At 71.0% G+C, this 18067-nt stretch carries 16 protein-coding genes; 3 read left to right on the plus strand and 13 right to left on the minus strand.

Annotation, left to right across the window (positions count from 1 at the left end; all coding sequences use genetic code 11):
• Nucleotides 1–15 precede the first annotated feature (15 nt).
• Nucleotides 16–828: an ABC transporter ATP-binding protein gene (locus tag GFH48_RS08495; RefSeq protein ID WP_153287680.1), complete on the plus strand. Its 813-nt coding sequence runs from the start codon at nt 16–18 to the stop codon at nt 826–828.
• Here GFH48_RS08495 and GFH48_RS08500 read toward each other — a convergent pair.
• From GFH48_RS08500 to GFH48_RS08555, 12 genes are all read right to left on the minus strand, one after another.
• Entirely contained in the window at nt 797–2971 is a 2175-nt protein-coding gene (locus tag GFH48_RS08500; RefSeq protein WP_153287681.1) for a discoidin domain-containing protein, read from the minus strand. The genes GFH48_RS08495 and GFH48_RS08500 overlap by 32 nt on opposite strands.
• Nucleotides 2972–3026: 55 nt before the next feature.
• Entirely contained in the window at nt 3027–4628 is a 1602-nt protein-coding gene (locus GFH48_RS08505; protein WP_153287682.1) for a glycoside hydrolase family 13 protein, read from the minus strand.
• A gap of 39 nt (nt 4629–4667) precedes the next feature.
• Nucleotides 4668–5543: a carbohydrate ABC transporter permease gene (locus tag GFH48_RS08510; RefSeq protein ID WP_153287683.1), complete on the minus strand. Its 876-nt coding sequence runs from the start codon at nt 5541–5543 to the stop codon at nt 4668–4670.
• A complete protein-coding gene (locus GFH48_RS08515) occupies nt 5540–6511 on the minus strand; it encodes a carbohydrate ABC transporter permease (protein WP_153287684.1) in 972 nt (323 codons plus the stop codon). Before GFH48_RS08515 ends, GFH48_RS08510 begins: the two co-directional genes overlap by 4 nt.
• Nucleotides 6512–6519: 8 nt before the next feature.
• A complete protein-coding gene (locus GFH48_RS08520) occupies nt 6520–7869 on the minus strand; it encodes an ABC transporter substrate-binding protein (protein WP_153287685.1) in 1350 nt (449 codons plus the stop codon).
• Between the two features lie 201 nt (nt 7870–8070).
• On the minus strand, nt 8071–9069 hold the full coding sequence (locus GFH48_RS08525; protein WP_153287686.1) for a LacI family DNA-binding transcriptional regulator: 999 nt from the start codon (nt 9067–9069) through the stop codon (nt 8071–8073).
• 41 nt (nt 9070–9110) lie between these two features.
• Entirely contained in the window at nt 9111–9815 is a 705-nt protein-coding gene (locus GFH48_RS08530; protein WP_153287687.1) for a GntR family transcriptional regulator, read from the minus strand.
• A gap of 85 nt (nt 9816–9900) precedes the next feature.
• On the minus strand, nt 9901–10902 hold the full coding sequence (locus tag GFH48_RS08535) for a proline racemase family protein (RefSeq protein WP_153287688.1): 1002 nt from the start codon (nt 10900–10902) through the stop codon (nt 9901–9903).
• 46 nt (nt 10903–10948) lie between these two features.
• Nucleotides 10949–11845 (minus strand): dihydrodipicolinate synthase family protein, encoded by an 897-nt coding sequence (locus GFH48_RS08540; RefSeq protein WP_153287689.1) that lies wholly within the window; start codon nt 11843–11845, stop codon nt 10949–10951.
• Nucleotides 11846–12023: 178 nt separating this feature from the next.
• The gene (locus GFH48_RS08545; RefSeq protein WP_153287690.1) at nt 12024–13517 is read right to left on the minus strand and encodes an FAD/NAD(P)-dependent oxidoreductase; all 1494 of its coding nucleotides are present in this window, start codon (nt 13515–13517) and stop codon (nt 12024–12026) included.
• The gene (locus GFH48_RS08550) at nt 13504–13806 is read right to left on the minus strand and encodes a (2Fe-2S)-binding protein (protein WP_153287691.1); all 303 of its coding nucleotides are present in this window, start codon (nt 13804–13806) and stop codon (nt 13504–13506) included. Before GFH48_RS08550 ends, GFH48_RS08545 begins: the two co-directional genes overlap by 14 nt.
• Nucleotides 13803–14954: an NAD(P)/FAD-dependent oxidoreductase gene (locus GFH48_RS08555; RefSeq protein ID WP_153287692.1), complete on the minus strand. Its 1152-nt coding sequence runs from the start codon at nt 14952–14954 to the stop codon at nt 13803–13805. The genes GFH48_RS08550 and GFH48_RS08555 overlap by 4 nt, the downstream gene beginning before the upstream one ends.
• 81 nt (nt 14955–15035) lie before the next feature.
• Between GFH48_RS08555 and GFH48_RS08560 the strand changes: the two genes are divergently transcribed.
• Complete coding sequence (locus GFH48_RS08560; RefSeq protein WP_228120451.1) at nt 15036–16457, plus strand: aminopeptidase P family protein; 1422 nt, start codon at nt 15036–15038, stop codon at nt 16455–16457.
• Between the two features lie 49 nt (nt 16458–16506).
• Here the strand turns inward: GFH48_RS08560 and GFH48_RS08565 are convergent, their stop codons facing one another.
• On the minus strand, nt 16507–17163 hold the full coding sequence (locus GFH48_RS08565) for an MmyB family transcriptional regulator (protein ID WP_153287694.1): 657 nt from the start codon (nt 17161–17163) through the stop codon (nt 16507–16509).
• 219 nt (nt 17164–17382) lie between these two features.
• Between GFH48_RS08565 and GFH48_RS08570 the strand changes: the two genes are divergently transcribed.
• The gene (locus GFH48_RS08570; RefSeq protein ID WP_153287695.1) at nt 17383–18045 is read left to right on the plus strand and encodes a helix-turn-helix domain-containing protein; all 663 of its coding nucleotides are present in this window, start codon (nt 17383–17385) and stop codon (nt 18043–18045) included.
• Nucleotides 18046–18067 lie beyond the last annotated feature (22 nt).

Here is an 18067-nt window from a genome sequence, read left to right on the forward strand (position 1 = left end):
GCGAAAGGGCGGTCCATGCAAGCGTCTTTGGTCGTCACCGGCCTGCGGAAGGTCTATGAGGGGTCGGGGCGCCGGGTGGAGGCGGTCCGCGACCTCACCTTCACGGTGGACACGGGTGAACTCGTCTGCCTGGTGGGCCCGTCGGGCTGCGGCAAGACCACGCTGCTCAAGTGCGTGGGCGGCCTGCTCGCACCGACGGCGGGCGAGGTACGGCTCGCCGGGCGTCCGGTCAGCGGGCCGCCGCCCGGCATGGCGTTCGTGTTCCAGGAGTACGGGCGCAGCCTCTTCCCCTGGATGCGGGTCGGCGACAATGTCGAACTGCCCCTGAAGCAGAAGAAACTGAGCAGGCCCCGGCGGCGCGAGCTGGTCGCCGACGCGCTGGCGTCCGTCGGTCTGTCGGACGCCGCGGGCGCCTATCCGTGGCAGCTGTCCGGCGGGATGCAGCAGCGGGTCGCGATCGCACGGGCGCTGGCCTACGAGCCCGAGATCCTGCTGATGGACGAGCCGTTCGCGGCGGTCGACGCGCAGACCCGCGCCGACCTGGAGGACCTGGTGCGCCGGCTGTGGCGGCAGCGCGGGATGACCATCCTGTTCGTGACCCACGACATCGACGAGGCCGTCTATCTCGGCGAGCGGGTCCTGATCCTCTCGGCGTCCCCCACCGTCGTACGGGAGCAGCTGAAGGTCGACCTGCCCGAGGAGCGGGACCAGCTGCACACCCGGGTGGCCCCGCGCTTCGCCGAGTTACGGACCCAGGTCTACGAGCAGATCCAGGCGGCGAAGCGCGGGGAGGCGGTCAGGAGGACAGATATGCCTCCACTTCACTGAACTGGGCGGCCGGCCAGGCGCTGTTGGCGGTGACGGAGAGCCGCAGATGGCGCAGGCCCGTGCCGGCCGGCAGCGCGATCGTCACGGTGTTGCCGGTCGCCGGGTCGAACCGGTAGCCCTGCGAACCGACCACGGTGGAGAAGCCGGACCCGTCGGTGCTGCCCAGCACGGAGAGGGTCTCGGTGCGCGCGCCCCAGGCCGAGGACGGCGGCAGCTTGAGGACGACCCGGCGGACCGCCTGCGTGGAGCCGAGGTCCACGGTGAAGGACTGGGGGAAGGCGTTGTTGGTGGACTCCCAGTAACTGTTCGCGTCGCCGTCGACGGCCCTGCCCGGTGTGTAGACGTCCTGGGAGCCGCTGGCCGTGGCCGGGCGGCCCTTGGCCAGGTTGGCGTTCTGGTCCGGGGGCGGGTTGCCCTGGCCGGGCCGCGGCCAGGCCGAGCAGTCCGACCAGGTGCTGCTCCAGCCGGAGTTGCCGCCGCCGTCGCCGACCGTGAAGGTGCCCGAGCCGGTCGGATAGGGGCAGTTGTAGATGCCCGCCGCCCCGACGCCGGTGGCCTGGACGTTGCTGAACCTCGCCGAGCCCGGTGTCTCGGCCTGGACGACGACCGTCCCGGTGTTCTTCACGGTCGCCCCGGTCACGTTGATGTTGGACGTGGGGAAGCCACGGCCGCCGCCGGAGACGAACTCGAAGGCACTGTACGGGCTGTCGATGATGGTCGTGTTGGTGATGTTGACGGTCGCGTTGATCGCGCTGTCGTACGAGTCGACCCGCAGGGCACCCATCGGGTGGTTCCAGTTGGGGTTGATCGCCCCGGTCCGCACGAGCGTGTTGCCGTCGACGGTGATCGTGCCGGCCAGCGGGGAGAAGGGGTCGAGGAACTTCTGGTTGGAGACGGCGATGCCGCTGCCCAGCGCGTCGGTGTCGGAGACCAGGTTGTTCCTGACGCTGATGTCCGTGCCGCCGTAGATCGCGATGCCGTTGGCGAGGTTCGGCTGCGAGATGGTGTTGCTCTCGAAGCTGGAGTTGCTGTCCGCGCCGTTCAGCGACCACATGGCGAGCGAGTCGTCTCCCTGGTTGCGCAGGAAGTTGTTGCTGACGCGGACGCCGTGCGCGTTGCCGTTGAGGTTGAGCCCGTCGGCGGTGGTGTCGAGGACGCGGTTGTTCTCGACCACGAGGTTGTCGTTGTTGCCGGTCAGCCACAGGCCGACCTTGAGGTGCTGGATCCACATCCCGGAGACCGAACTCCCGGGTCCGAGCGATCCGTTGACGAAGTTGTCCGGGTTGGAGTCGACGCGTTCGGTGACCTCTCCGAGGACCGCGAAGTCCTTGAGGTGGACGCCGCCGGAGGAGCTGCCCTGGTCGATGAAACGGGACGCGTGGACGACGGAGTACCAGCCTCCGGCGCCCTGGAGCGTGACGTTCTGGACGCCGCTGAGCGAGGACGTCACCCGGTAGTCGCCCGGCGGGATCCACACGACACCGCCCTGGGCGGCGGAGATCGCGGCGCGGAAGGCCTGCGTGGAGTCGCCCTGGCCGCTGGGGTCAGCCCCCTTGTCGGTGACGGACACCGAGCCCGCCGGGCGGCCCGCGGCGGCGACCTGCTCGAAGTCCGCGACGTCGACGGTGACCTGGGTGGAGGTGGCCTGGAAGGCGATCCTGTCGCCCGCCTGGACGTTCTGGCCGAGCAGGAGCCGGGCGTCGTCGAAGAAGTGGTGCTGCTTGGCTCCCGCGATCCAGGACGTGTCCACGTAGGAGTACTTCGAGGTCACGGCGAGCGTCCTGGAGATCTTGGTGCCGTTCACGTACACGTCGAGGGTGCCCGACTGGCCGTCGGGGACGCTGTAGGAGACGTTCACCGCGTTGGCCGCGCGCGGGACGGTGAACTCGACGCGCTGCCCCGCCGACAGACGTACGGCCTGCCGGCCGGAGGCTTCCGAGGCGAGCGTGCCCTGCGTGTAGTCGGGGCCGGTCTTCGTGCCGGTGGTCGTGGCCGACTCGGCCTCGACCGAGGTGAAGGGGAGGCTCGCGCCCGCCACGGCCACGGCGGCGTGGGCTGTCGTGGCGCCGAGCATGCCCGCGGCGAGGGCGGCGGCAGCGGCGCACGCCAAGGGCACGCGTCCGAGCGTTCTGCTGCTGTGCATGTGCTGATCCCTTCGAGGTGGGGGTGCGGGGACAGCGGTGTTCGGTTCGGCGGTCTCAGGCGCGCAGCCACACCGCCGTGTCCGGTGGGAGGAATCCGTCGACGTCCAACGGGGCGCTGCTGAGCACGAGTTCGATGTGCTCCGGAAGCTCGACCGGCTCCTCGGCCAGGTTGACGACGCAGAGCAGACCGTCGGTGCGGGCGAAGGCGAGGACGCCCTCGGGAGCGGGCAGCCAGCTGAGCGGACCGTCACCGAAGCCCGGTTCGGTACGCCGGACGCGGAGCGCGGCGCGGTAGAGGCTCAGCATCGAGGTGGGGTCCTCGGACTGGCGGTCGGCGGCGTGGTCGGCCCAGCCGGCCGGCTGGGGCAGCCAGGGGTCGCCACCGAACCCGGCGTACGGGGCCTGTGCCTCCCAGGGCAGCGGGACCCGGCAGCCGTCCCGGCCCGGGTCCGTGCCGCCGGAGCGGAAGTGCATCGGGTCCTGGATGCTTTCGAGAGGCAACTCCACTTCGGGAAGCCCGAGTTCCTCGCCCTGGTAGACATAGACGGAACCGGGCAGGGCGAGTGAGAGCAGCGCGGCGGCGCGGGCCCTGCGGGTGCCGAGGGCCGGATCGGTGGGGGTGCCGAAGGCCTTCGCCGTGAAGTCGAAGCCGGTGTCCGTGCGACCGTAGCGGGTGACCGTGCGCGTCACGTCGTGGTTGCAGAGCACCCAGGTGGCGGGCGCTCCGACGGGCGCGTGCTCGGCGAGGGTCTCGTCGATGGAGGTGCGCAGCCGACCCGCGTCCCAGGGGCAGGACAGGAACGAGAAGTTGAAGGCGGTGTGCAGCTCGTCGGGGCGCAGATAGCGGGCGAAGCGCTCGGTGTCGGGGAGCCAGACCTCGCCGACGAAGATGCCGTCGTAGGCGTCGGCGACCGACCTCCACGAGCGGTAGATGTCATGGAGTTCGTCACGGTCGACGTACGGGTTCGGGTCGCGGCCCTCGACGTAGTCGGGCAGGTCGGGGTCCTTGGCCAGCAGGGCGGCCGAGTCGATGCGGACGCCCGCCACCCCGCGTTCGAACCAGAAGCGCAGGATCTCCTCGTGCTCCTGGCGGACGGCCGGGTGCTCCCAGTTGAGGTCCGGCTGCTCGGGGGTGAAGAGGTGGAGGTACCAGTCGCCGTCGGGCAGCCGGGTCCACACCGGTTCGGCGGAGCCGGCGAACTGGGACGGCCAGTCGTTGGGCGGGAGTTCGCCGTGCTCCCCGCGTCCGGGGCGGAAGTGGAACAGCTCGCGCTCCGGACCGCCCGCGAGGGCCGCCTGGAACCAGGGGTGCTGGTCGGACACGTGGTTCGGCACGATGTCGACGAGGGTGCGGATGCCCAGTTCCCGGGCCTCGGCGATGAGCTTCTCCGCCTCGGCGAGCGTCCCGAAGGCCGGGTCGATGGAGCGGTAGTCCGCGACGTCGTAGCCGCCGTCGGCCATGGGTGAGCGGTACCAGGGGTTGAACCACAGGGCGTCCACCCCGAGTTCGGCGAGATAGGGCAGTCTGGCGCGGACGCCCGCGAGGTCGCCGGTGCCGTCGCCGTCGCCGTCCGCGAAGCTGCGGACGTACACCTGGTAGATGACGGCGGAACGCCACCACGCGGACTGATTTCGGGCAGGGCGGGGCTGTCCCACGGTGCGTTGCCTTTCGTTCGAGGAGGTCACGTACAGGCGTCAGCCCTTGGTGCTGCCCGCGCTGATCCCGGCGATGATGTGCCGCTGGAACACCAGGAACATCACGACCATGGGGATGCTCGCGATCACCATCGCGGCGATGAGCACGGTCAGTTGGATGTTCTGCGACAGCTGGACGAGCGCCACGCTGATGGGCTGTTTGTCGGTGTCGGAGAACACCATCAGCGGCCACAGGAAGTCCTGCCAGACGGCGACCAGGGCGAAGATCGACACGACTCCGAGGACGGGCCGGGACATCGGCAGCACGATCGACCACAGGGTGCGCAGTTTCCCGGCGCCGTCGATCTCGGCGGCCTCCAGGACGTCGCGCGGGATCTGGTCGAAGAAGCGTTTGAGCAGGTAGAGGTTGAAGGCGTTCGCGACGGCCGGCAGCCAGATGCCGAGCGGTGAGTTCAGCAGGCTGGTGTGGATGAGGGGCAGGTCCGCGACGGTCAGGTACTTGGGGACCACCAGCGCCTGTGCGGGGACCATCAGGGTGGCGAGGATGCCGCCGAGGATCACCTTGCCGAAGGCCGGCTTCAGTTTGGACAGGGCGTACGCGGCGGCGGTGCAGAAGACCAGCTGGAGGATCCAGGCGCCGGCCGCCTGGACCACGGTGTTCCACAGGTGCGTGGGCAGGTCCATCAGGTCCCACGCGTCGGTGTAGCCGGACAGGTGCCAGTGATCGGGCACGAGCGTCGGCGGCGTGCGGGTCACCTCGTCCGGCGACTTCATCGCGCCGGTGACCATCCAGTAGACGGGGAAGAGGAAGGCCAGCGCGAAGAGCAGGACGACGCCGCTGAAGACCGTCCAGTAGACGGCCTTGCCACGCGGGCGGGCCAGGGCGAGCGGGGAGACCAGGGTCCGGGTGCTCACGCGTCCTCCCCTTCCGAGCGGGTGAACCGCAGGTACAGGGCCGAGAAGGCGCTGAGCAGGACGAGCAGCATGACGCTCAACGCGCAGGCTCCGCCGAAGTCGTTGTAGAGGAAGGCGTACTTGTAGATCAGGTAGAGCACCGTGACGGTCTTGTCCTCGGGGCCGCCGCCGGTGATCACGAACGGTTCCGTGAAGACCTGCATGGTGGCGATGATCTGGAGCAGCATCAGCATGAGGATGATGAAGCGGGTCTGCGGGATCGTCACGTGCCGGATGCGCTGCAGGAGACTGGCGCCGTCCAGCTCGGCCGCCTCGTACAACTCGCCGGGGATGCTCTGGAGCGCCGCGAGGTAGATGAGGACGGTGCCGCCGAGGTTGGCCCAGGTGGCCACGATGACGAGCGAGACGAGCGCGGTGTCGGCGCCGTTGGACCAGTTCGAGGTCGGCAGGTGCAGGAAGCGCAGCGCCTCGTTGGCGAGGCCCGCTCCGGGATCGTAGAACCACTTCCACAGCAGGGCGCTGACCACCGGCGGGATCATCACCGGCAGGTAGACCACGACGCGGAAGAAGGCCTTGGCGTGCCGCAGTTCGTTGAGGACGAGGGCCATCACGAAGGGGACGGCGAAGCCGATGAGCAGGGCGATGAGCGTGAAGGTGAGGGTGTTGCGCCACGCGGCGGTGAACTCCGGGTCGTGGAAGACCCGGGTGAAGTTGGCGGTGCCGGCCCACTCGCCGCCGCTGCCCGGCGTGTACTTCTGGAAGGCGATCACGACCGCGCGGATCGCCGGGTACCAGGAGAACAGTGCGAAGCAGAGCACGCCGCCGATCAGGAAGGCGTAGGCGCGGGACTGGTCGGCCAGGCGCCGGCGCCACGGTCCCCCGGGCCGGCGCCCGGCCGACCGCGTCCCCTCCGGCACGCCGACGGCGGCCGGAGGGAACGTCGCGGGGGGCTTCGATGCGGTCTTCATGAACGGTGTCAGCCTCGGGCCAGGATGGAGTCGATCTTGCCGGAGGCGTCCTTGAGGAGCTGGTCGATGTCGGCGTCCTTCTTGGTGAGGACCGCGGACACCGTGCCGTCGAGGACGGAGTAGATCTGCTGGGCCTGCGGCGGCTCGATCTTCATCTGCAGGCTCTGGTTGCCGTCGAGGAAGGCCTGGTAGTTGTCCACCGGCACGTTCGCGTTGGCCTTCTTGACCTCCTGGTCCTTGGCGTCCGCGGCGCCGGTGAACAGCCGCGGCTCGGGCAGGCCGACCGGGGCGTTGTTCTGCTTGGCCCGGGCGTAGTCGCCGAGGAAGCCCTTGCCGGGCGTCAGGAACATGTGCTCGAGCCACTTGAGGCCGGCCTTGATCTGGGCCGGGGAGTCCTTCTTGTTGAACATGTAGCCGTCGCCGCCGATGAGCGTTCCCTTGCCGCCGGGCATGGGCGCGAGGGCGAGGTCGTTGTAGTTGCCGCCCTTCTCCTTGACGAGGATCGGGATGTTGTCGGGCGCGGAGAGGTACATGCCGAGCTTCCCTGAGCCCATCATCTGCTGGACGTCGTTGATGACCAGCAGCTGCTTGCTGCCCATGGAGTTGTCGCTCCAGCGCATGTCCTTGAGGTTCTGCAGGACGGCCTTGCCCTCGGGGGTGTCGATCGTGGCCTTCTTGCCGTCCGGGCCGACGACGTCTCCGCCCTGCGAGTAGAGCTCGGCCGTGAAGTGCCAGCCGCCCTGGTTCTGGGCGCTGTAGTCGGCGTACCCGACGGTGCCCTTGCCGAGCGCGGCTATCTTCTTGGCGTCCGCGCGCAGCTCCTCCCACGTGGCCGGGGGCTTCTCGGGGTCGAGGCCGGCCTGCTGGAAGAGCTTCTTGTTGTAGATCAGGCCCATCGAGTAGCCGGTGCGCGGGACGCCGTAGATCTTGCCGTCGACGGTGTAGATGTCGCGCAGCTGCTGCTGGATGGTGCCGTAGCTCTTGAGGTCCTTGACGTAACTCGAGATGTCGGCGGCCTGGTTGATGCCGACGACGTGCTTGGCGTCGGTGAAGTACGTGTAGAAGACGTCCTCCATCTGACCGCCCGCCAGTTTGGCGTCGAAGGTCTTGGGGTCCTGGCAGGGGAACGCGTCGTGCGCGACGACGTCGATGTCCGGATTCTGCTTCTCGAACGCCTTGATGTCGGCCTCGAAGAACGAGCGGTCGACCTTGGCGCTCTTCGGCGGCATGCAGTTGACCGTGATGCGGGTCTTGCCACCCGCGGAACCGTCGTCACTCGAACCGCAGGCGGTGGCGGTGAGCGCGAAGGCGGACGCCGTGAGTACGACGAAGGTACGGCGGAACCCGGGACTTCTCATCGGTGGACCCCTTTGGGCAGGAGCGGTTGGGCGCCTTGGGCAGGAGCGGTGGGCGCCGCACACTCAAGCACCGCCGACAGGGGTGCGCAAGATGTCACGCAGAATCTGTAATTATTTGACAGAGGAATGGATCTCAGCGGCGGGGCGCTTGCAGGGCCGGACGGATGCCGACGACAGGGTGCTCGCGCGGTCCGCCGGATCTCAGCGGCGGGGTGCTTGCGCGGTCGACCCCCGCACCACCAACTCGGGTTCGAACAGCAGCTCTTCGGGTGTCACACTGCTTCCGCCGATCTGGGCGTTCAGCAGTTCGACGGCCGCCCGGCCCATGGCCTCGATGGGCTGACGCACGGTGGTCAGCGGCGGCTCGGTGCAGTTCATCAGCGCGGAGTCGTCGTACCCGACGACCGACACCTGTGACGGCACGTCAAGTCCCTTGCGGCGGGCGGCCCGTACCACACCGAGAGCGAGCGGGTCACTCGCGCAGATGAAGCCCGTGACCCCTCGGTCGATGAGCCGGGAGGCCGCCGCCTGACCGCCCTCGATGGAGAACATGGCCCGGCCGATGTGCTCGTCCGGCAGCTCGGGCGCGAGGGTCCGCACCGCCGCCAGTTTCCGGCCGGAAGGAATGTGGTCGGCGGGGCCGAGCACCAGGCCGATCCGCTCGTGGCCGAGCGAGACGAGATGCCGCCATGCCTGTTCGACGGCCACCGCGTCGTCGCACGAGACGCCCGGGAAGCCCAGGTGCCCGATGGCGGCGTTGACCAGCACCACCGGGATGTGGCGCTCCGCGAGCTGCCGGTAGTGGTCGTGCGGCGCGTCGGCCTGCGCGTACAGACCACCCGCGAACACCACACCGGAGACCTGCTGCTGGAGCAGCAGATCCACGTAGTCCGCCTCGGAGACCCCGCCCTTGGTCTGGGTGCAGAGCACCGGGGTCAGCCCCAGTTGCGCCAGCGCTCCGCCGATCACCTCGGCGAACGCCGGGAAGATCGGGTTCTGCAGCTCGGGCAGGACGAGGCCCACCAGCCGCGCGCGCTCACCGCGCAGTTGGGTGGGCCTCTCGTAGCCGAGCACGTCGAGCGCGGAGAGCACCGCCTGCCGGGTGGAGTCGGAGACGCCGGGCTTGCCGTTGAGCACCCGGCTGACCGTGGCCTCGCTGACCCCGACCTTTTTCGCCACCTGAGCAAGTCGTCGTGTCATGAGCGCAAGAATACCGCAAGAAATGCAAACGACTTGCGTAATCAGGCCATCGACGATCCGGCCGCCCACAGGCCCCGGACATGGCCCAGATGCCGGGTCATGACCCTGCGCACGGCCTCCCCGTCCCGGTCCAGGAGCGCGTCGAGGAGTTCGAGGTGCTCCTCCGCGGAGTCCTGGAGACGGCCCGCCTCGACGAGGGCGTTGAGCCCGTAGAGACGCGAACGCTTGCGCAGGTCGCCGACCACCTCCACCAGATGCGCGTTGCCCGCGAGGGCGAGCAGGCCGAGGTGGAAACGGATGTCCGCCTCGACGTACGCGATCAGGTCACCGGCCGCCGCCGCGGTCACGATCTCCCGGGCGGCCGGCCGCAGGGCCTCCAGGGACACCGGGTCGGCGGTGGTGGCCAGTCGCACCGTGGTGGGGATCTCGATGAGTGAGCGGATGTGCGTGTACTCGTCCAGCTGCTTCTCGGAGACCGCGGTGACCCGGAACCCCTTGTTGGGCACCGTGTCGACGAGGCCTTCCTTGGCGAGGTCGAGCATGGCCTCGCGCACGGGCGTCGCCGAGACGCCGAAGCGGGCGGCGAGCGTCGGCGCGGAGTAGACCTCGCCGGCCCGCAGTTCACCGGCGATCAGCGCGGCCCGCAGGGCGTCGGCCACGCGCTCGCGGTAGCTGCTCTTCTTGCCGCCGAGCGTGGGCAGGGCGGCGGGAGCGGCGGAGGGTGCGCTGCTGCGCTGGGCGGGCATGGGGTGTCTCCTCGTACGGGCCGGTGCGCCGGGCTGCTCGCACGGGCTTGTGCAATGTCACGTGCCACCAGTATCTCCCGCGGTGCTACAGGATGAATCCGGCCGGGAAGGGGTCCGAGGGGTCCAGCAGGTACTGGGCGGTGCCGGTGATCCACGCGCGGCCGGTGAAGCTGGGCAGCACGGCGGGGACGCCGGCGACCTCGGTGGTGCCGAGCAGCCGCCCCGTGAACCGCGTCCCGATGAAGGACTCGTTCACGAACTCGGTGTGCAGCGGGAGTTCACCGCGTGCGTGCAGCTGCGCCATGCGCGCGCTGGTGCCGGTGCCGCAGGGCGAACGGTCGAACCAGCCGGGGTGGATCGCCATCGCGTGCCGCGAGTGCCGCGCGGTGGCGCCGGGCGCGTACAGGTGGACGTGGTGGCAGCCCCGGATGGTCGGGTCCTCCGGGTGGACGGGTTCGTCCTCGGCGTTGATGGCCTCCATGAGCGACAGGGCCGCCTTGAGGATGTCGTCCTGGCGGGACCGGTCGAAGGGCAGCCCGAGCCGCTCCAGCGGCAGGATCGCGTAGAAGTTGCCGCCGTACGCGAGGTCGTAGCCCACCGTCCGGCCGTCCGCCAGGGTGGCCTCGCGGTCGAGCCCGGCCGAGAAGGACGGCACGTTCCTGAGGGTGACCGCGCGGGCGGCACCGTCCTCGACCTCGACCTCGGCGACGACCGGGCCGGCCGGGGTGTCGAGCCGGATCGTGGTGACGGGTTCGACGACCTCGACCATGCCGGTCTCCACCAGGACGGTGGCGACGCCGATCGTCCCGTGCCCGCACATCGGGAGGTAGCCCGACACCTCGATGTAGAGCACCCCGTAGTCGCAGTCCGGGCGGGTGGAGGGCTGGAGGACGGCGCCGCTCATCGCCGCGTGTCCGCGCGGCTCGTTCATCAGCAACTGCCTGATGTCGTCGCGGTGTTCGCGGAAGTACAGCCGCCGCTCGTTCATCGTCGCGCCGGGGACGGTACCGATGCCGCCGGTGATCACCCGGGTGGGCATTCCCTCGGTGTGCGAGTCGACGGCGTGCAGGACGAGTTTGCTGCGCATGGGGTCCTTGACTCCTGGTGATCGAGGGCGGTCGGGTGAGGGCGGTTCAGGCGAGGCCGGCCGCGACGGCCTTCTCGGTGGCCGCGCGCACGGCGGCCTCCTGCTCCGGCAGCAGCGGAACACGCGGCGGCCGCACCGGGCCGCCGGGCCGGCCGACGATGTCCATGGACAGCTTGATGGCCTGCACGAACTCGACCCGGGAGTCCCAGCGCAGCAGCGGGTGCAGCTGCCGGTAGAGCCGGCCGGCCGAGTCGAGGTCACCCGCGACGGCGGCGCGGTAGAGCTCGACGCCGGCGGCGGGCAGCGCGTTCGGGTACCCGGCCACCCAGCCCTTGGCGCCCGCCACGGCGAGTTCCAGGAGGACGTCGTCCGCACCGACCAGCAGGTCGAGTTCCGGGGCGAGTTCGGCGATCCGGTAAGCGCGCCGGACATCGCCGGAGAACTCCTTGACGGCGTGGACGAACCCTTCCGCGTGCAACTTCGCGAGGAGTTCGGGCACCAGGTCGACCTTGGTGTCGATCGGGTTGTTGTACGCGACGACCGGAAGGCCGGCCTCGGCGACCGCCGCGTAGTGGGCGAGGACGGAACGCTCGTCGGCGCGGTAGGCGTTGGGCGGCAGCAGCATCACGGATTCGCAGCCCGCGTCCCGGGCCTGTTCGGCCCAGCGGCGGGCCTCCGCGGAGCCGTAGGCGGCGACGCCGGGCATCACCCGGGAACCGCCGACCGCCGACACGGCCGTCTCGACGACCCGCGCGCGCTCCTCCGGCGTGAGCACCTGGTACTCGCCGAGCGAGCCGTTGGGGACGACTCCGTCGCAGCCGTTCTCGACGAGCCAGGCGCAGTGCGCGGCGTACCGGTCGTGGTTGACGGACAGGTCGTCGTTCAGCGGGAGCGCGGTGGCGACGAGGACGCCGTGCCAGGGACGGTTCTCGGTGATGGTCATCAGCGGTTCCCTCTCAATGGGGTGTGACATTTTACTGAATGGCTGACGGCTGACGGCTCACTGCTGAGCCTGACTGCTGACTCGACTGCTGATTTGACTGCTGAGGCTGACTGTCGGCTGCCGTGCGGCGGCGTGAGGTGCTGCGGGACGGTGCCGCGGAGCGCGGCCGGGGTGGCGCTCAGCCGTCCGTCGTCGCCTCCGTCCCGGCGAGCACCCCGAGGGGGACGGGGCGCGCCAACAGCCTTCGCACGGGGACCTGTTCGCAACCGGCGAGTCCGGCGACCGCGGGCTCGCACATCCGGCCCTGGCACCAGCCCATCCCCGCGCGGGTGAGCAGCTTCACGGTGCGTACGTCGCCCGCGCCCAGCTCGTCGACGGCCGCCCGGACCGACCCCGCGGTGACCTCCTCGCAGCGGCAGACGACCGTGTCGTCGGTGACCCGCTCCGTCCAGCGGGCGGGTGGCGCGTAGACGGTGTCGAGCGCGGCGGAGAACGCCCGCAGCCGCGTACGGGATCCGGTGGCCGCGGACCACTCGCGCGGGTCGGGCTCCGTGCCGTGCAGACGCGCGGCGATCGAGTGTCCCGCGATGTGGCCCTCGGCCAGCGACAGAGCCGCACCGCCGACGCCGGTGGTCTCGCCGGCGGCCCACACGCCCGGCACGTCGGTCCGCTGCTCCTCGTCGACGGGGACTCGCAGGCCCTCGACGCGGCAGCCGAGCGAGTCGGCCAGGTCTGTGTGCGGCAGCATGCCGTGTCCGACCGCGAGCGTGTCGCACGGGATGCGCCGCTCGGAGCCGGGCCTGACGCGCCCGTCGGGGTCGAGCGCGGCGACGGTCACGGCGACGAGCCGGTCCTCGCCGTGCGCCTCGACGACGGTGTGCCGCGTGCGCAGGCGGATGCGGTGCCGCAGGAGCCGCGCCGCGTACCCGGCGCCCTCGGCGACCTTGCCCGGCTGTGCGGCCAGCGCCCCGGCATGGCGCAGGAACGCGCGCGGGTCGGCCGACTCGACGAGCGCGGCGACCTCGACCCCGGCCGCGGCGAGCCCGGTCGCCACGGGCAGCAGCAGCGGGCCGGTGCCGGCCACGACAGCGGTGCGGCCCGGCACGACGAGCGACCCCTTGAGCATGGCCTGCGCACCCCCCGCGGCGATGACGCCGGGAAGGGTCCAGCCCGGGAAGGGCAGCACCTTCTCGTAGCCGCCGGTGGCCAGGAGCACCGCGTCGGCGCGAACGGTGCCGGGTTCCTCCTGGAAAGGACCTGTGAGCGCGTGCACGACGAACCCGCCGGCGCTCGTGGACGGGTGCGCCGCCGCCCCGGAGCCTTCGAAAACCTCCACGCGCTCCACGCGCTCTTGGCGCTCTTGGCGCTCTTGGCGCTCTTGGCGCTCCACGAGCCATACATGATGGTCCGTCAGATGTGTGATCGTGCCCGCCTCCACCTGGTCGGCGAGCGCTCGCGACAGCCGTTCCCAGGTCCGCCACCCATGGTGCGGGACCCGCGGGCGCCGCGCCCGCAGCCCGGCCGCGGACTGCCGGTAGAACTGTCCGCCCGCCCGGGGGGCCGAGTCGATCAGGGTGACCCGGACCCCGCGTCCCGCCGCGGCCAGGGCGGCGGCCAGGCCCGCCGGACCCGCGCCGATCACCGCGAGACGTGCCCGCTCAGCAGCCGTCATGTCCGGTCCCCTCCTGCGTGCGGATGGCGTCGCCCGGTCGCACCGGCACCAGGCAGGCCCGTTGGTTGGGGCGGTCGTTGACGGTCACCAGGCACTCGAAGCAGACGCCGATGCCGCACAGGACTCCGCGCGGCCGCCCCGAACCCCGGGTGGTGCGCCACGAGATGACCCCCGCCGTCCACAGTGCGGCGGCGACGGTCTGCCCCGGCAGCGCGGTGATCGCGCGCCCGTCCAGGGTGACGGTGAAAGCGGGCCCGGGCTCGGCGCCCGCCGGCTCCAGGGGGTTCACACGGCCTCCGGCGGGAAGCGGTCGGGGCGGAACGGCGTGAGGTCCAGGTCGGGCGTCACGCCGGCGAGCACCTGGGCGATCAGATGTCCGGTGCCGGCGGCGAGACCGATTCCCGCTCCCTCGTGCCCGCAGGCGTGAAAAAGTCCTGGCACCCGCGGATCGGGGCCGATCGCCGGCAGGTGGTCGGGCATGTACGGGCGGAATCCCAGGTACGCGCGCAGGGCGCGGACGTCCGCCAGGAACGGGAAGAGCCGGATCGCCCCCGCCGCCAGCGCCCGTACGGCCGGCAGCGAGAAGGAGCGGTCGAAGCCCACCCGTTCGCGGCTCGCGCCGATCAGCACCGGGCCCGCCGCCGTCCCCTCCACGACCGGCGAGGTCTGCAGCGCCGCCGAGTCGCTGGCCACGTCGGCGACGTAGTCCGCGGCGTACACCTTGTGCCGCACCCGCAGCGGCAGCGGCTCCGTCACCAGCACGAAGCCGCGCCGGGGCAGCACGGGCAGCCGTACGCCCGCGAGCGCGGCCACCGCGGAACCCCAGGTCCCCGCGGCGTTCACCACCACCGGCGCGTGCAGGTCCCCCCGGTCGGTCCGCGCGCCCCGGACCGATCCGTCCGCCGCGCGCAGCACTTCGGTCACGGTCCGGCCGGTGAGCAGCCGGGCGCCCGAGGCGCGCGCCAGATGGGCGGCGGCCAGCGCCGGCATCACTTGGGTGTCCTGCGGATAGTGCACGGCACCCGCCAGGCCGGGCGCCAGGTGCGGTTCCAGGTCGTGGAGCCGGTCCGCCGCGACCGGTACGGCCGAGACGCCGGCCTTCCGCTGCCCCGCCGCGAACGTCTCCAGCGCGGTCAGTCCGTCGGGCGTCGAGGCCACCACGACGCCGCCCTTGGCCTCGTACTCGACGACCGTGCCCAGTTCTTCCCCGAGGCCGGACCACAGGCGCCCCGACAGCAGCGCGAGGTCGAGCTCGGGACCGGGCTCCTTGTCGGAGACGAGCAGATTGCCCTCGCCGGCCCCGGTGGTGCCGCCGGCCACGGGACCGCGGTCCACGAGCGTCACGTCGAGGCCCGCCCGAGCCGCGTAAAGGGCGCAGGCCGAGCCCACCATTCCGGCTCCGACCACCACGACATCGCAGGTCAGTCGCTTGCTCACGTCAGTACTATGTCACATGCTTCTACGGGTGGGAACAGTGCTGAGTCCCGCCCGGACCGACCGACAGAAGAGGTGCCCACCGTGGCCAAGGCCCGGAAGAACGGTCTGTACCGAGAGATCTCCGAGGAACTGTCCGCCCTGATGCGCTCGGGCTGGGCGGACACCGAGCGGCGCGACGTACAGCTGGTCGAGCAGGCGCCGTACGCGGCGCGCCGCCGTGCCGCTCTGAGCGCGCTCTTCCCCGGCGAGCGGCTCGTCATCCCCTCCGGAAGCCTCAGGATCCGCTCGAACGACAGCCATTACCCGTTCCGCCCGTACACCGGCTACGTCCATCTGACGGGCGACCGGTCCCGGGACTGCGCCCTGGTCCTCGAACCCCGGCCCGAGGGCGGTCACGACGCGTACTGCTACCGGCTCCCCCGTGACGGCCGGGACACCGACACGTTCTGGACCGGCATGACCGCCGAGCTGTGGACGGGCCGCCGCAGCTCCCTCGCCGAGTCGGAACGCGAACTCGGCCTCGCCTGCCGGGACATCCGCGCGCTGCCCGGACTTCTGCGGGACACCTCCGCGCCGACCCGCGCGATACGCGGTCACGACCCCGCGCTGGACGCAACGCTCGGCACGCCCGACGAGCGGGCCACCGAGCGGGACGAGGGACTGGAGGAGGCGCTGTCCGGTCTGCGGCTGGTCAAGGACGCCTGGGAGATCGGCGAGATGCGCCGGGCCGTGGACTCAACGGTGCGCGGGTTCACCGACGTCGTCAGGGAGTTGTCCCAGGCGGTGGCCACTTCGGAGCGCTGGATCGAGGGCACCTTCTTCCGCCGCGCCCGGGTCGAGGGCAACGACGTCGGCTACGGCTCCATCTGCGCCGCGGGCGAGCACGCCACGATCATGCACTGGACGGACAACGACGGTCCGGTCCGTCCAGGTGAACTGCTCCTGCTCGACGCGGGCGTGGAGACCCGCACCCTGTACACCGCCGACGTCACCCGCACCCTCCCGATCAGCGGCACGTTCAGCCCGCTCCAGCGGAAGGTCTACGACGCGGTGTACGAGGCCCAGGAGGCCGGGATGGCCGCGGTGAAGCCGGGCGCCGGGTACCGCGACTTCCATGAGGCGGCCCAGCGGTCGATGACCGAACGGCTGGTGGCCTGGGGCCTGGTCGAGGGGCCGGCCGAGCGCGCCTACGAGCTGGGCCTGCAGCGCCGTTTCACCATGGCGGGCACCGGTCACATGCTCGGCCTCGACGTGCACGACTGCGCTCAGGCCCGCAACGAGGACTACGTCGACGGGTTGCTGGAGCCGGGCATGGTGCTGACCGTGGAGCCGGGCCTCTACTTCCAGGCGGACGACCTGACCGTGCCCGAGGAGTGGCGCGGCATCGGGGTCCGGATCGAGGACGACCTGCTGGTCACCGCCGACGGCTACGAGAACCTGTCGGGCGGGCTGCCGCGCTCGGCCGCCGAGGTCGAGGCCTGGATGCGGGAGTTCGCCGGCTAGCCGGACCCGCCCGGTGCCGGACCCTCGACCGAGGGCCCGGCACCGGGCGTCAGACGACCCTGAGGTGGGTGCCGCCGAGGCGCGTCCGGGTGATCCCGCGTGGCGGCGGAGTACCGCGGCGCGTCTCGCGCAGGACCAGGGTCATCCGCGTGTAGCCCATGTCCTGGAGGTTCTTGGGGGTCTCGTCGACGATCCGGCAGTGCGTGCGCCCCCAGCGGGGGTCGGGGTGGATCAACGGCCGTACCGCGCCGTCGTGCTGGACGGCGTCCTGCCCGACCGCGCGGATCCAGTGCGGCAGGCCGTGCCGGTAGGCCGCCTCCATGATCGGGTCCTGGGCGATGTCCCGGCGGACCGACTGCAACCCCCGGTCCTGCCCGTCACGCTCCACGGCGGCGGCGAAGTGCGCCAGCATCGGCAGGCACCAGCTGGCCTCGTGGTCGCCGAGGACGGTGGCCGCGTCCGGGTGGAACAGGACGAACCGGAGGAAGTTGTCGCCGGGCATCGCCGTCGGATGCGGGCCGACTCCGCCGAAAAGTGTCTCGAACGCGGCGTTGGACAGGACGACGTCCCAGCGGTGGTCGAAGACGACGGAGGGGAACGACACGGCATCGAGGAGTGCGGCGTAGTCCTGGAGATACGCCTGAGCCTCGGGGCTCTCGGGGACAGGTCGCGGCTGGGACCGCTGCCTTCCTGCCTGGTACGCCATCGGGAGGTCACCCCTCTTGCCTATGCGGCCTTCACGCGGCGCCCCGATCCTGCTGCCCGAAGCTCAGTCGTGTCAACTATCGTGGCATTTGGCGCTTGTTGACGGCTGATTCGCGCCACAGTTGTGGCGAGACCTGGATGTGAGTTCGAGCGAGCGACTAGTCTCCGGGGGTCCTGAGCATCATGTGAGAGACCTGAGAGAGACGTAGGAGATCTGTCGGTGACGGATGGCTTCGAAGTTCCGGGCGCCACGGCGACGGTTCTGCTGCCGGCCGTCGTGGCCCGGGTCACCGCGCTCGCCGACCGGCTCGGTGTGCGGCACAGCGAGGTTTTCGACATACGGCGCCTCTCGGCGGAGTCCGGCGTCCCGGAACCCGTGGTGCGGGCGCTTCTCGGTGGCCGCCCCGCGGGCGAGCCCGATCTGCAGGCCCGCTTCCTGCAGCGTCTCGACCTGCTGCGCCGCACCCGGCTCAAGCCCAACGGGCGCAGATACACCCAGCAGGAGATCGCCGACGGCGCGGGCATGTCGCGCCAGCAGGCGGGCGCTCTCATCAACGGCGACCGGCGCCCCACGATGGAGCACTGCGACGCCATCCAGCGCTTCTTCCGGGTGCACGCGGGATTCCTGACGGCCGAGGACTCCGAGGCGCTGGTGGGTGCCCTCCAGCGCTCCGAGCAGGAGTTGCTGCAACAGCTCGCCGACCGCGAGCGCGAGGTGGCCGCGGCCGCGGCCACCGAGGACCCCCTGGAGAGACTGCTGCAGGACCACGGCGTCCGCGGCATCGCCTGGCGGGCCGCGCAGTTGCCCACCGACCAGCACCGCGACAAGGTCGCCGAATGGCTGGACATGCTCTTGGAAAGCGTCAAGCGGCCCGAGTCATGATCCGGGGGAGAACCGTGGGCAT

It is taken from the genome of Streptomyces fagopyri (genome assembly GCF_009498275.1).
Lineage (GTDB): Bacteria > Actinomycetota > Actinomycetes > Streptomycetales > Streptomycetaceae > Streptomyces > Streptomyces fagopyri.

Excerpts from the sequence above, each read along its gene's own strand:
- GFH48_RS08515 (WP_153287684.1), bottom strand. The coding sequence starts at position 6,511 with ATGAAGACCGCATCGAAGCCCCCCGCGACGTTCCCTCCGGCCGCCGTC.
- GFH48_RS08540 (WP_153287689.1), bottom strand. The coding sequence starts at position 11,845 with ATGACCATCACCGAGAACCGTCCCTGGCACGGCGTCCTCGTCGCCACC.
- GFH48_RS08525 (WP_153287686.1), bottom strand. The coding sequence starts at position 9,069 with ATGACACGACGACTTGCTCAGGTGGCGAAAAAGGTCGGGGTCAGCGAG.
- GFH48_RS08495 (WP_153287680.1), top strand. The coding sequence starts at position 16 with ATGCAAGCGTCTTTGGTCGTCACCGGCCTGCGGAAGGTCTATGAGGGG.
- GFH48_RS08520 (WP_153287685.1), bottom strand. The coding sequence starts at position 7,869 with ATGAGAAGTCCCGGGTTCCGCCGTACCTTCGTCGTACTCACGGCGTCC.
- GFH48_RS08535 (WP_153287688.1), bottom strand. The coding sequence starts at position 10,902 with ATGCGCAGCAAACTCGTCCTGCACGCCGTCGACTCGCACACCGAGGGA.
- GFH48_RS08530 (WP_153287687.1), bottom strand. The coding sequence starts at position 9,815 with ATGCCCGCCCAGCGCAGCAGCGCACCCTCCGCCGCTCCCGCCGCCCTG.
- GFH48_RS08545 (WP_153287690.1), bottom strand. The coding sequence starts at position 13,517 with ATGACGGCTGCTGAGCGGGCACGTCTCGCGGTGATCGGCGCGGGTCCG.
- GFH48_RS08500 (WP_153287681.1), bottom strand. The coding sequence starts at position 2,971 with ATGCACAGCAGCAGAACGCTCGGACGCGTGCCCTTGGCGTGCGCCGCT.
- GFH48_RS08565 (WP_153287694.1), bottom strand. The coding sequence starts at position 17,163 with ATGGCGTACCAGGCAGGAAGGCAGCGGTCCCAGCCGCGACCTGTCCCC.